The organism is Microcoleus sp. S13C4 (genome assembly GCF_036700865.1).
Lineage (GTDB): Bacteria > Cyanobacteriota > Cyanobacteriia > Cyanobacteriales > Microcoleaceae > Microcoleus.
Genome location: NZ_JAUBPS010000012.1, coordinates 20,679 through 33,824, shown reverse-complemented (window position 1 = coordinate 33,824; position 13,146 = coordinate 20,679). Strand labels below are relative to the sequence as shown.

The following is a 13,146-nucleotide window of genomic DNA, read 5'->3' as shown; positions in this document are numbered from 1 at the left end:
TGATTGACACACTAGACTTTGTACCTTGATTCAGGAACGAATTGACCCGAAATTTAAGAAAGCTAACACTTTTTATTGAGGTAGTTGCACCTGGTCAACCTATCTGGTAATATTTGATAAATAAGTTATGCCACTAATTTTATTTCAGCAGATAATCAACATGAGTGATTCACAGCCAAAATGGAGTGCAGACGGAAGTAATATTCCAACAATAGATCCTCATACTAAATCCAAACATCAAATTATTGAAAAATATATTGAAAACCTCATATACACACTTTATGAAAAAACTCGTTTTGGAGAAACTACATTTACTTTTATAGATGGCTTTTGTGGGGGCGGTATGTATAAAGATGGTAGTGATGAATGGGAAGGTTCTCCTATTAAAATTATAAAAGCTGTAAGAAAAGCACATCAAAAATCCAAACGAATTTATTCACAACCATTAAATGTAAAATTTATTTTTATAGATAGTAAAAAATCGCACCTGAGTTGTCTCAAAAATTATTCAATGATTAAAGCGAATTTAGGAGAATTAGTTGACGAACAACCGCATACATTTAATGAGGGTTATGGGGATAGGATAGAGCAATGTGAATTTCTACAGGGAGAATTTGAAAATTTAGTAAAATCCTGTATTTTTACAGTTGAAACTCGTAGAGGTCATTCTTTCTTTTTGCTAGATCCCTTTGGTTGGACAGATGTTTCAATGGGAACTATTAGAGACTTAAATAATCTCAGGGGTTCGGAAATTTTATATACTTACATGATTTCTTATATCAAAAGGTTTCTTCTTGAAAGATACACAACACTGAAATCTGCTTTTGAACAAGTTCTTGAAGCAGATGGATATTATGAAAAAGCCAACTTAGAAGACACAAGCATGGGAGAACAGTGTTATTTGAGAGACCAAACTGTCAAACTCTTTATTGAAAGAGGTAAATCAGAATATGTTTTTACTTTTGCACTGATTCCTAAAGGAGAAAGTAATGTACTATACTATCTACTGCATCTTTCTAAGAACTTAACAGCATTGGAAGTTATCAAAGATTGCTTTGATTTAGAGAACAATCTAGATTATCAATACCATTATGAAATATATGGATATGGACTTAAAACTGCTGATTATTATAATCAGAATCAAATTTCCCTCCAATTGAATATCACCAAAGATAGCTATGAAGTTTGTATGGATAAGTTAGATCGAGATGTGGGAGGTTTAATCAGAAAAAATCCCGAAGGTATTTCTTTTGGAGAAATAAAGAAAAAAACAATGGTACTTAATCCAGCTAACCGAAGGCTCTATAATGAATATATCAACAGATATATTGAGGATAAAGAAATACAAGTTTGGAGAAAGGATAAGTTATTAAGCAGTAAGCGAGTTAAATTGCAAAAAAATGATATAATAAAACTACCCCAGAAATATCAAATTTCATTATTTTATAAGAGTAAGTTTTTTACATCTGATTCCTAAATAACTAAGCTCCCGAAACTTTCACAACCATAAACAGAGGCATATAATGTCTATCGTCAAAGGCACAGAAAAAATTGTCAATCCACTGCAAGAGAGTGCGCTTAATAAGAAGGGACTATGCGACTATGTAATTAACGTAGCCTCTGGTTGTCTGCACGGGTGTACCTTTTGTTATGTACCCTCAACGCCAGCAATTAGGACAAAGCAAGCACAACTACGGGAAAGGGGAGTAAGCAATCCTCAAATGGACTGGGGACAGTATCTCTTTGTTCGTGAAGATATACCCGAGTTACTAGAAAAAAACCTAAGTCGCAAAAAGTCTTGGCGCGAGACGCCAGAAGGAAAAGGAGTAGTTTTACTGTGTTCGGGTACTGACCCATATCAAAACCAGCAAACGGCAAATATAACTCGCAAGACCGTCGAGGTTCTATTAAAATATAACAAAAGAGTCAGAATTCTAACTCGTGGTTTATTGTGGGTAAACGATCTCGAAATTCTCAAAAATCCTAATGTGACAGTTGGAATGAGTTTGCCATACCTAGATGATGACGAGCTGATTCGCAAGATAGAACCTCAATCACCTCCACCTTCTAAACGCTATGAAGCTTTGCTAAAAGGTCATGAAGCTGGATGTAGATTGTATGTTGCAATGGCTCCCACTCCTCCTACCCTGACATTGGATGACTTTAAAAGATATCTAGAGAAAATCCTGACTGTGAATCCAGAGGTTATTTTTTGGGAACCCATTAATGCTCGCGGGAGTAATGGTAAGCGAATGACAGCAGCAGGTTTAGATTTTGCTCATTCAATTATGACTAGAAAATCATGGGCAGAATGCTTTAACAAACAATGGGAATATATTGAAGAAGCAGCAAAAGATGCCCAGTGTGAAGAGCGACTACATATTTGGCCCGATCCCGAACTAAGAGGGTATGTGGATGAAGCTAAACTAGAGCATTGGTTGTATAAACCGACAGTAGAAAAGTGGGATAGTCTCACAGCTTTACGGACTAAGGGAAAATCTAGTAGCACCAAGGACGAGAATTACTCAAATGCTTACAAATCCCGATGAGTAAAGTCCTTCGCATCCTTCCCTACATAACTCGCGGCAATATGGCCATCTCCAACAACTCGATACTTATATGTAATCAACCCCTCTAAACCAACAGGCCCGCGAGGTGGCATTTGCTGCGTGCTAATCCCCACTTCTGCACCGAAGCCGTAGCGGAAACCGTCGGCAAATCGAGTCGAACAATTGTGATAAACTCCGGCCGCATCGACTCCATTTAAAAAAGTTTCGGCGACTTCGCTATCTTCGGTGACAATGACATCTGTATGTCGGGAACCGTAAGTATTGATATGGTTTATTGCCTCTTCTACAGAATCTACTATTTTGATTGACAAAATCAAATCGCTGTATTCTGTAGACCAATCTGTTTCGGTCGCTTCGGCAATAGCCAATATGGCGCGAGTTTTTTCATCTCCCCGCAATTCCACTTTTTTCTGCTGCAAAGCTGTGGCAACAGCGGGCAGGAATTTGGGGGCGATCGCACTGTGAACTAACAAAGTTTCAATGGCATTGCAGGCGGCTGGATACTGAGTTTTTGCATCTACAGAAATCTCTACTGCTTTCTGAATATCCGCTGCTTTGTCTGCGTACAAATGACAAATTCCGTCGGCGTGTCCCAACACGGGAATTCGCGTATTTTCCTGCACGAACCGCACGAAGGAATTAGAACCTCTGGGAATAATCAAATCTACATATTCATCCATTTTGAGCAGTTCGATTGTTTCTTCCCGCGTGGTTAGCAACTGCACGACTTCTGGATTAACCGCAGTTTCTGCTAATGCTTGATGTATCACTTTTGTCAATATTTCGCAGGAGCGAACAGCCTCTTTGCCGCCTTTGAGAATGACGCCATTTCCTGATTTGATTGCCAAGGATACTATCTGAATTAACGCCTCTGGGCGCGCTTCAAAAATAATGCCTAAAACGCCCAAAGGACAGGTGATGCGCTTCAGAATTAATCCTGTATCCAATTCACGGTGGATTTGCACGGAACCTACGGGATCTGGGAGTTTCGCAACATCTCGCACGCCTGCGATCGCACTTTTCAACTTGCTCTCATCCAACTTGAGGCGATCGTACAGCGGTTTCGCAATTCCATCCGCCTGGGCCGCCTTGCAATCAGCCACATTCGCCGCCACAATATCCGGCGCAGCAGCTTCTAAAGCTTTCGCAATAGCTTCAATAGCTTGATTTTTGGCATTAGCGGACAAAACTGCCAATTTTCTAGCAGATACGCGCGTTTTTTGGGCAATTTCAATAATAGACATGGCAGTAAATTTTAAATAGTTTTGGGTTTGGGGTTTTGAGTTGTGAATTGAATCCCCACAAAAAAATTTAGGGGCGGTTTTCAGTTTTAACAATTCTCAAGGAAATTCTATATTTTTGTTGAGATCCCTTACAGGAATTCGTCTTTACAGGTTAAAACAGTGAAGTATAGATAAAATCCCACGATCATTTCCATTTGTCAATAACCTTTGGAGAGTATTATGTCATCTCACGCCCCTTTACGCAAGGCAGGGCGAGCCGCCAAAGCCGGCGTTAAACTGATACAGAAAACTGGCGGAAATCTCGTTTTAGCTTCCGGCGTCACTATCAGCCTGTTGTTTGGTATGGTGTTAGCCCTATCTTTAGCCTCTGTTTTGATTCTCAACAGTCCCGATCCAGTTACGGGATTGGCGATCGCACTTCCGATTACCCTGATTTTTAACATTGCTGCTTTTTTCTTATCGCCTTACTTGATGGACTTAAGCCAAAATTGGCTATACCATACTCGCTGGGTTTCCCTAGCAGAAATTGAAAGCCTAAGTCCCGAAACAGCGAAAGTTATTAAGAAAGTTTGCAAGCAGAAAAAACTCTCTTCTCCACGTTTAGGAATTATCGACGACCAAAACCCTACTGCTTTTACTTACGGTTCATTTCCCAACAGCGCTCGCTTAGTCGTCAGTCAAGGTCTTTTTACCTATTTAGACGACGAAGAAATTGCCACTGTTTACGCCCACGAGCTCGGTCACATCGTCCACTGGGACTTTGCAGTAATGACTTTAGCTTCGACTTTGGTGCAAATTACTTATTTAATTTACACTACAGCTCAAAGGATGGGTCGAAGTGGTGGCGACAAAGCTAAAGATGCGGCAGGTACTGTAGCGGCCGTTGCTTATTTGTTTTACATCGCCGGCACTTATTTATTGCTGTATTTGTCGCGGACGCGAGAATATTTTGCCGACCATTTTGCAGCCGAAACTACTGGCAACCCCAATGCTTTGTCTCGCGCTTTGGTAAAAATTGCTTACGGTATTTTGGAAGAAGGACAAAGAGCAACGGAACCCAGCATTTTGTTAGAAGGAACTCGCGCTTTAGGCATTTATGATGCTAAAGCTGCCACATCTACCGGCACGGCTTACAGGATTTCTTCGGAACCAGAAAAGATTGGGAGAGTATTTTTGTGGGATATGTTTAATCCGTGGGGTTGGTGGATGGAGTTGAACTCGACTCACCCGCTGACTGGTAAGCGAGTTCGCGCTTTGAGCACTTATGCAGAACAATTAGGCTTGGATATTGAGTTTGACATGGGCCGGATTGTCGGCGAAGGCAACGATTTGAGCAAGCGGAGATTGTACGGCAATTTTGTCTTCGATTTACTGCTGTACAGTGCAGAAACTCTGGGCTTAGCGGTGGGTTTTGCGATCGGCATTGCGCTGTATGCTGTAAACCCGATGATGATGGTTGCTTGTCCTTTAATCGCTTTGGGTGCAGGAATTTTGCTGAAGACTTTGGTGATGTTCCCCAATTACGAACAAGCAGAACACTTGGATGTTTTAACCTTAATGTCTGACCCTTACGCAAGTCCTTTGCGGGGTCAACCGGCGCAACTACAAGGGGAATTAATTGGTCGCGGGGATGCGGGTTATACCTTCGGTTCGGATTTGAAATTGCAAGACAGAACGGGAATGATTTATCTGCGCTATGCTTCTCGCTTTGGGCCAATTGGCAATTTTCTGTTTGGCATGAAACGGGTTAAAAGTTTGATTGGAATGGATGTTAGCGCTTTGGGTTGGTTCCGCCGGGGTGTTGCACCTTGGATGGATTTGATTCAGCTTGAAAGCGAGAGCGGTACGACGGTTAAGAGTTATCACCGCTTCTGGTCTGTTGTGATGGCTATAGGGGCGATCGCGATCGGTATTGCGGTGCTTTTTGTTTCATTTCCAGCTTAACAGTTGACAGGTAAAACGTTTTAACTTAAATATAATTAAGCTCGCATTTTCGAGCTTCTTTTTTTTGTTGCATACGGTACTATCGAACTTAATACCGCTCGCAATTATCTTTTTTTCGATTAGTTTACAAACCGCTTTAAATGTGTTAGCCAAGGGGCGTGCTAGCGCTCTTGTAGCAGCAAAAAAAGAAGAAAAAAAGAAGAAAAGAAGGAGATAGGTAATCTTATGGTTGGAAGGAAGTAATTCAGTTATGAGAAAACATGACTCTAAAAATCGCTACAATTAGTTTATTCTTGATAGTATTAACTTTAGCAGTCAGCAACCCCAACCAGAAAGTCAGGGGTAACTTAACAAAGTTGACCGCCCAAACGGAAAACCAGGACAAAAAAAACACCGTGCAAGATATTCTCGATGAAAGCGCAAAATTAGAAAAAATAGCTGGGGATTTCCAATTTATAGAAGGCCCGATTTGGCATCCAGACGGCTTTTTGCTGTTCAGTGATATTCCCGCCAATATTATCTATAAACTCGGCTCACATCAGAAAGTAGAGGTATTTCGTCGCCCTTCGGGAAAAGCCAACGGGAATACTTTAGACAAAGAAAACCGCTTACTTACTGCCGAACACGAAAATCGCCGCGTATCCCGCACAGAAAAAGACGGCCAAGTTATCACATTGGCGGATAGATATGAGGGAAAAAGGCTCAACAGTCCGAACGATTTGGTCGTTAAATCCGACGGCAGCATTTATTTTACCGATCCGTCCTACGGTGTTATTAAAGAGCAGGAAGAATTGGGTTTTTACGGTGTTTACAGGCTGGCATCCGACGGGAAATTAACTCTGCTGGTTAAGGATTTGGTGCTACCGAATGGGATCGCCTTTTCACCAGACGAGCAAAAGCTTTATGTCAACAATTCGGAAGCGGGATACATTGCTGTTTTCGATGTAAAACCGGACGGAACTGTTACAAATGAGAGGCTTTTTGCGGAGTTAAAAGATGCCGCCACTCAAGGCGGAGTTCCCGACGGTTTAAAAGTTGATTTAGAGGGGAATGTTTACAGCACCGGGCCGGGCGGAGTGTGGATTTTATCGCCGGATGGCAAGGTTTTGGGGAGGATTCCTGTGCCTGAGACGGCGACTAATTTGGCTTGGGGAGAAAGCGATCGCAAAACGCTTTATATTACGGCAAATACAAGTCTGTATCGGATTCGCCTTAAAATTGCGGGTGTGCGGCCGGGAAAATAATCTCAAATCGGGCGACGTTGAAAGTAAAGTGGTTTTTATTAGGGGTAATTAGCCGGGCATGATATAGTCGTAGGTTTGAGAATCAGTCCTTCCCGATTCTTTAATCTCACATCTACAATCTCAAATGGTATTAATAGCTCGGTTACACAAATTTCTAACTGCTACAGTCGATCGCACATCCCGATCGCAAACAATATTTTGGTTGACTCTGAGCTTGACATTTGCAGCCGTTTATGGTATTTTGGGACTCAAGCAAGTCTTTAGCGCCGAGTATATGGTGCAAGACGATGCGAGGCAGCACGTTTTCTGGATGATGCGGTTTGTCGATCCTGAATTATTCCCCAAAGATTTCATTGCTAATTACTTTCAATCAGTCGCCCCCGCAGGATACAGCACACTCTACAAATTAGCAGCAACAGTTGGCATTCACCCGCTATTTTTTCACAAAATATTGCCGCTATTTCTCGGCTTAATCTCCACTTATTACTGTTTTGGCCTGTGTCTAGAAATGTTGCCAGTCCCGATGACTGGATTTATTGCATCTTTGCTGCTAAATCAGCATATGTGGATGACAGACGATTTGGCTTCCACAACGCCAAGAGCTTTTATATATCCGATATTTCTGGCTTTTTTATATTATTTATCGCGCACTTCATTGCTGCCGTGTTTGGGAGCGATCGCACTTATCGGACTATTCTATCCTCCTTACGCCTTGGTTGCTGCCGGAATTTTAGTTCTGCGGCTGCTATGCTGGGAAAACGGCGGTTTGCGCTTGTCGGGCGATCGAACTAATTACCTATTTTGCACTACAGGTTTGGGAGTAATCTTTTTAGTAATGCTGCCCTATGCCTTAGATAACTCTGAATTTGGCCCAACTTACACCGCAGCAGAAGCGAAGCAAATGGGCGAATTTGTACCAGGAGGCAGAAATGCTTTTTTTCGTCCAAATCCGGTAGATTATTGGTTGACAGGGCGGGGCAGCGGGATGTTTCCCAAGTCGCTGTTTACGCCTGTAACTCACTGTGTCGGATTGCTATTTCCGCTGCTGCTGTTTTTGCGATCGGCTTTTCCCTTAGCCAATCAGATTCAAAGCAAAATCTGGCTTTTGCTTCAGCTATTCTTAGCATCCTCGGCGATGTTTTTCGCGGCTCACGCTACCATTTTTAAGTTGTATCAACCAGGTCGCTATACTGCCTACAGCTTGCGATTTATTGTGGTTTTTATAAGTGCGATAGTCCTAACTTTAATTATCGATAGAGTCGGTCATTGGGCATCAAAAACTGCAACAACATTTGATTTAAAAAATCTAGTTGCACTAATTACGACAGCAACCATAGCTATCGCTGTTGTCCTTTATCCCTGCTTTGTCGAAAAATTTCCCACAGCCGGGTATGTAGAAGGTGAAATGCCGGCTTTGTACAAATTCTTTGAACAACAACCTAAAGATATCCTGATTGCTTCAATCGCGGCAGAGACGGACGATTTGCCAACATTTAGTCAGCGATCGGTTTTGGTGGCAAAGGAGTATGCAGTACCTTATCAGAAAGGCTACTATAGCAAATTTAGGCAGCGAGTGAGTGATTTAATTCGCGCTCAATACACTCCCGATCGAGCTGTGTTGGAAAATTTCATTAATCAATATGGAGTTGATTTTTGGATGCTCGATAGCAAGGCGTTGACTCTTGATTATGTAGAGGAGTACGGGTGGCTAAATCAATTTGATTCTACACCGGAGGCGATGCTTTATTTCAAAAAAGGGAAAATTCCCGCTTTAGCTTCAGCAATGACAAGTTGTGCTGTTTTTCAGAATGAATTTGTAGTGGTTTTGGATGCGTCTTGTATTGTAAAATTGACCGGGAATTAAGAGGCAGCAGATCCAGAAATAAATCCGTTACTATCCTCTGACTGGGAACCAGAAAAAAATCTGGTTTCATGACTAAAAATCTCGGTTTTCCGGTTGAAGCGGAGGCAAAAAAAACGGTTTGCGACCCTAAAATTAGTAGTTTAGTGATTTGTAGGGACAATCCCGCAGCAGTGGCCACTGCTGATGAGTAAGGTGGCGGATATGGTGCAATTAAATAATCTCCTCAAAGGTGAATATAGATCCGGGGTCTGCTTGGTAGACAATGAAAATTCCACAAAAGCTCGATCGCAAATTATCTCTTGGGCAAAAACATGACAACACTTTACGTCAACCCAGCAACAGGCAGCGATTCCGCAGTCGGCAGCCAATCAGCCCCATTCAAAACTATAGCCCGCGCGATCGCCCGCGCTGCATCGGGAACTACGATTCAGTTAGCACCGGGAAGTTACAGCCCAGCTAGTGGCGAAAAATTCCCCTTGGAAATTCCCTCGGGAGTTAAAGTTATTGGTAATGAAGCTAACAAAGGTAGAGGCATTCTGATTCAAGGCAGCGGCAAATTTGTCAGTCCCACCGCTGGGGATCAAAATATCACGATACTGCTAGCAACTAATTCGGAATTGCGCGGAGTAACTGTCACCAATCTTGATAGTCGCGGCACGGGAGTCTGGATAGAGTCAACTTCTCCGACTGTGGCTAACTGCACTTTCACCCAATGCAAGCGCGAAGGCATTTTTGCCACGGGAACCGCTAATCCTGCGATTCTCGACAACATATTTATGGAAAACTCAGCGGCTGGGGTAATTACGGCGGGAACTGCTAAAGGAGCAATACGGCGCAATCTTTTTCAAAAGACGGGTTTTGGAATTTCTCTGCAAGCTCAGTCGGCTCCTTTGATTGCTGATAACCAAATTTTGGAAAATCGCTCCGGTATAGTTTTAGCAGGAGAATCTAAGCCGATTTTACGCAATAATCGCATTGAAAAAAATACCGAATACGGTTTGACTGCGGGGGGGAAGTCGCTGCCAGATATGGGTAATGCTCAAGATTTGGGCGGAAATATTTTTATGAATAACGGTGAATTAGACTTGGAAAATGCGACTGGGGTTAAGATTTCTGCCGTGGGGAATCAACTCAATTCTTCGCGGGTGAAAGGTTTATTTGATTTGGGCAATGTGACGCCAACTCCGACTCCTGGCGGGCTAAAGTTTAGCGACATCAGCACGCATTGGGCTCAGGATTTTATCGATCGCTTGGCAAAGATGAATATTGTTAGCGGGTTTCCCAACGGCACTTTTCAAGCTTACGAAATTGTAACTAGAGCTCAGTATGCGGCTATGTTGGCGAAGGCGTTTGAATTGGTGCCGCGCCGTGAGGCGACGGTTTTTAAGGATGTGGCGGCGGATTTTTGGGCGCAGGGAGCGATCGTCCAAGCTAATCGAGCTGGCTTTTTGGCTGGATATCCAGACAGCACGTTTCGCCCGGAGCAGAATTTGACTAGAGTTCAGGCGATCGTATCTTTGGTAAACGGGTTGCAGTTGGCGGGCGGCAACCCCAATTCTTTAAGCGTTTATGTCGATCGAGCTCAGATTCCCAGTTTTGCCACCGACGAGATAGCAACCGCCACAGAGCGCAAAATCGTGGTCAACTATCCCGCGCGCGAAAAGCTTTCCCCCGCCCACGACATCACCCGTGGCGAGATATCCGCCCTCATCTACCAAACTCTGGTAGCGACAAAGCGAGCCGAGGCCATTAACTCTCCTTACATCGTCTAAGGGAATTGGGAGACAAGGGAGAGGAGAACTTGGGGTACAAAGAACCAACCCATCTCCCCTCGCCCTTGTCTCCGATTCCCCCACTCTCCCCCACTCTCGCCCGCTCTCACCCACTCCCACTCTCCCAAGTCTTGATTTGCGAGTACCCGAATCGTTTTATGATTAAACATTAAGAAATTAAGCAATCCTTAAGGTTCGAGTGTCAGATTATGGCTAAAATTCAATTCTCTCGGGGTATAGACGAAGATGCTGTGCCCGAAGTGCGCCTAACCCGTTCTAAAACGGGAGCTCAAGGCACTGCCACGTTTATCTTTGAAAATCCCAAAGCTCTCAGCAGCACCAGTACCGAAGACATTACTGGAATGTACATGATCGACGAAGAAGGTGAAATCCTCACTCGTGAGGTTAAGGCTAAGTTCATCAACGGTCAGCCTGCGGGTTTGGAAGCTCTTTATCTAATGAAAAGTCCCGAAGAATGGGATCGATTTATGCGTTTTATGGAACGATACTCGGAAGCAAACGGCTTAGGATTTAGCAAGGCATAATTGATGGGGAATAGGGCATGGGGCATGGAGCATGGGGCATTGGTTATTGGTTATTGGTTATTGGTTATTAGTTATTTGATAATAACTAATAACCAATATATTACAACTAACTAATTGACTTCTTCCCTCTTCCCTTTTCCTGATTCCCTCTTCCTTTTTGCTTCTTTCTTTTTCCTTCAACATCTGTTATATGACGCAAATTCCTCACCCCGACTTATCTACAATAACCGTAAATTGCGCTATCATTACTGTTAGCGACACGCGCTCGGCTGAAACAGACAATAGTGGCTTGTTAACTAAGAAGCTGCTAAAAGATGCGGGTCACTCTGTGGTAGCTTACACTGTTGTTAAAGATGATGCGGCCAAAATTGTATTGCAAATGCAGGCGTTTTCCCAGCGTGAAGATGTGGATGCAATCATTTTTAACGGCGGCACGGGCATCGCTCCGCGAGATACGACTTATGATGTGATGGAGAGTTTGCTAGACAGGATTTTACCGGGATTTGGTGAGATATTTCGGTTTTTGAGCTATCAAGAAATTGGTTCAAGGGCGATCGCCTCTCGGGCCGTTGCAGGCGTGTATCAAGGCAAGTTAGTCTTTTCCCTTCCGGGCTCTAGCAATGGTGTAAAACTAGCTGTGGAAAAGCTAATTTTACCTGAATTAGTTCACTTGGTGACGCAGTTGCGCGGAGGGTGAGGGCCAAAGTTCGGTTAATTGATTGACCGAAAGAAATTTAGTTACAAGTCGCCCGAGGCATCCGTGGAGCAAGAAAAAAGCTTTGAAGCCTCATCGCAAGCCCCCAGGTTTAGCAAGGATGTCGCTTTCTTCAATCTAAAATCGACTGACTGCATTCACCGCAAGAAACGGGTGGCTTTGAGCCGACTCTATGGCTAAAGTAAGGAAACATGAAAATTCCCTTGATTTAGACTAGATGATTTCGATGCAGAATGCGAGTGTCTATGCTAGCGAAGATTATCACCGGATTGCTCGGGCGATCGCCTTTATGCGACAACACCACCTAAACCAGCCCAATCTGGCAACTGTGGCCCAACACATAGGACTGAGTGAATATCATTTTCAGCGGCTATTTACTCAATGGGCCGGCATTAGCCCCAAGCGGTTTTTGCAATATCTGACAGTTGAATATGCCAAGTCAAAAATCACTCAGACTAAAAGCCTTCTAGATCTAACATTGGACGTAAGACTATCGAGTCCCGGACGACTACACGATTTATTTGTCACCTTGGAAGCAATGTCACCAGGGGAGTTCAAAGCAGGCGGAGCAGGTTTACAAATTCGCTATGGTATTCATGATACCCCTTTTGGTAAATCACTAATTGCTACAACGGCCCGTGGTATTTGTAATCTTTATTTCTTGGAGACAACAGACGAACAAACCGCTGCACAAAGACTGCGATTGGCATGGAAAAACGCTGAAATTATCCGCGATGAGCAAGCCACTCTATCATTGCGTGACCGGATTTTCACTTCAGAAACTCTCAACGCTCAAAAACCACTAACGCTCTTGCTAAAAGGCACCAACTTTCAGATTCAAGTTTGGCGAGCACTTTTGAAATTGCCATTTGGCGCGATCGCCACCTATCAGACCATAGCTCAAATGGTAGCACGCCCAACTGCTGCTAGAGCTGTAGGAAATGCGATCGGTAAAAATCCGATCGGCTATCTAATTCCATGTCACCGAGTCATTCGAGAATCTGGAGAACTCGGTGGCTATGGCTGGGGAGTAGAGCGTAAAACAGTCATGTTAGGTTGGGAAGCTAGCCGTACAATCTGCGGAACCACCCTCGCCGGAATAGAGCGATCAAACGGTCTCAATCACCCGCCGCAAACTACCTCCGAACCCAACAAATAACCTCTGTGCGATCGGGTGCATAGGCGTTCTTGTGCTGCGTCGCCCAGCGAACTTTTAAGAACCTCCGACTTCAATCACTTCCCCCGAAG

The 13,146-nt window shown here is 43.5% G+C and carries 11 protein-coding genes; 10 read left to right on the top strand and 1 reads right to left on the bottom strand.

Translation table 11 applies throughout. The annotated features are described in order from the left end of the window. The first annotated feature begins 160 nt into the window (after positions 1 to 160). Both tcmP and QT996_RS07520 read left to right on the top strand, forming a co-directional pair. Complete coding sequence (tcmP, locus tag QT996_RS07525) at positions 161 to 1,477, top strand: three-Cys-motif partner protein TcmP (protein ID WP_333045576.1); 1,317 nt, start codon at positions 161 to 163, stop codon at positions 1,475 to 1,477. A 46-nt stretch (positions 1,478 to 1,523) separates the two neighbouring features. Further along, the gene (locus QT996_RS07520) at positions 1,524 to 2,549 is read left to right on the top strand and encodes a radical SAM protein (protein ID WP_333045574.1); all 1,026 of its coding nucleotides are present in this window, start codon (positions 1,524 to 1,526) and stop codon (positions 2,547 to 2,549) included. On the opposite strand, the gene QT996_RS07515 is transcribed toward QT996_RS07520, so the two are convergent. Then, a complete protein-coding gene (locus QT996_RS07515; RefSeq protein ID WP_333045573.1) occupies positions 2,534 to 3,814 on the bottom strand; it encodes a glutamate-5-semialdehyde dehydrogenase in 1,281 nt (426 codons plus the stop codon). The two genes, QT996_RS07520 and QT996_RS07515, sit on opposite strands and share 16 nt — an antisense overlap. 219 nt (positions 3,815 to 4,033) lie before the next feature. On the opposite strand from QT996_RS07515, the gene QT996_RS07510 reads away from it, so the two are divergent. From QT996_RS07510 to QT996_RS07475, 8 genes are all read left to right on the top strand, one after another. Next, positions 4,034 to 5,758, top strand: coding sequence for a zinc metalloprotease HtpX (locus QT996_RS07510; protein ID WP_333045572.1), 1,725 nt, complete (start codon positions 4,034 to 4,036; stop codon positions 5,756 to 5,758). 260 nt (positions 5,759 to 6,018) lie between these two features. Beyond that, the gene (locus QT996_RS07505; protein WP_333045571.1) at positions 6,019 to 7,002 is read left to right on the top strand and encodes an SMP-30/gluconolactonase/LRE family protein; all 984 of its coding nucleotides are present in this window, start codon (positions 6,019 to 6,021) and stop codon (positions 7,000 to 7,002) included. A gap of 124 nt (positions 7,003 to 7,126) precedes the next feature. Next, on the top strand, positions 7,127 to 8,866 hold the full coding sequence (locus QT996_RS07500) for a hypothetical protein (protein WP_333045570.1): 1,740 nt from the start codon (positions 7,127 to 7,129) through the stop codon (positions 8,864 to 8,866). A 68-nt stretch (positions 8,867 to 8,934) separates the two neighbouring features. Beyond that, positions 8,935 to 9,057, top strand: a complete 123-nt coding sequence (locus tag QT996_RS07495) for a hypothetical protein (RefSeq protein WP_333045569.1) — start codon at positions 8,935 to 8,937, stop codon at positions 9,055 to 9,057. Positions 9,058 to 9,177: 120 nt separating this feature from the next. Next, positions 9,178 to 10,638: a DUF1565 domain-containing protein gene (locus tag QT996_RS07490; protein WP_333045568.1), complete on the top strand. Its 1,461-nt coding sequence runs from the start codon at positions 9,178 to 9,180 to the stop codon at positions 10,636 to 10,638. A gap of 209 nt (positions 10,639 to 10,847) precedes the next feature. Continuing rightward, the gene (psb28, locus tag QT996_RS07485) at positions 10,848 to 11,183 is read left to right on the top strand and encodes a photosystem II reaction center protein Psb28 (protein WP_333045566.1); all 336 of its coding nucleotides are present in this window, start codon (positions 10,848 to 10,850) and stop codon (positions 11,181 to 11,183) included. Positions 11,184 to 11,373: 190 nt separating this feature from the next. After that, the gene (locus QT996_RS07480; protein WP_333045565.1) at positions 11,374 to 11,880 is read left to right on the top strand and encodes a MogA/MoaB family molybdenum cofactor biosynthesis protein; all 507 of its coding nucleotides are present in this window, start codon (positions 11,374 to 11,376) and stop codon (positions 11,878 to 11,880) included. Positions 11,881 to 12,124: 244 nt separating this feature from the next. Further along, positions 12,125 to 13,057, top strand: a complete 933-nt coding sequence (locus QT996_RS07475) for a methylated-DNA--[protein]-cysteine S-methyltransferase (protein ID WP_333045564.1) — start codon at positions 12,125 to 12,127, stop codon at positions 13,055 to 13,057. The last annotated feature ends 89 nt before the right edge of the window (positions 13,058 to 13,146 follow it).

Coding starts and splice junctions, on each gene's coding strand:
- tcmP (WP_333045576.1), top strand. CDS start 161: ATGAGTGATTCACAGCCAAAATGGAGTGCAGACGGAAGTAATATTCCA.
- QT996_RS07520 (WP_333045574.1), top strand. CDS start 1,524: ATGTCTATCGTCAAAGGCACAGAAAAAATTGTCAATCCACTGCAAGAG.
- QT996_RS07515 (WP_333045573.1), bottom strand. CDS start 3,814: ATGTCTATTATTGAAATTGCCCAAAAAACGCGCGTATCTGCTAGAAAA.
- QT996_RS07510 (WP_333045572.1), top strand. CDS start 4,034: ATGTCATCTCACGCCCCTTTACGCAAGGCAGGGCGAGCCGCCAAAGCC.
- QT996_RS07505 (WP_333045571.1), top strand. CDS start 6,019: ATGACTCTAAAAATCGCTACAATTAGTTTATTCTTGATAGTATTAACT.
- QT996_RS07500 (WP_333045570.1), top strand. CDS start 7,127: ATGGTATTAATAGCTCGGTTACACAAATTTCTAACTGCTACAGTCGAT.
- QT996_RS07495 (WP_333045569.1), top strand. CDS start 8,935: ATGACTAAAAATCTCGGTTTTCCGGTTGAAGCGGAGGCAAAAAAAACG.
- QT996_RS07490 (WP_333045568.1), top strand. CDS start 9,178: ATGACAACACTTTACGTCAACCCAGCAACAGGCAGCGATTCCGCAGTC.
- psb28 (WP_333045566.1), top strand. CDS start 10,848: ATGGCTAAAATTCAATTCTCTCGGGGTATAGACGAAGATGCTGTGCCC.
- QT996_RS07480 (WP_333045565.1), top strand. CDS start 11,374: ATGACGCAAATTCCTCACCCCGACTTATCTACAATAACCGTAAATTGC.
- QT996_RS07475 (WP_333045564.1), top strand. CDS start 12,125: ATGCAGAATGCGAGTGTCTATGCTAGCGAAGATTATCACCGGATTGCT.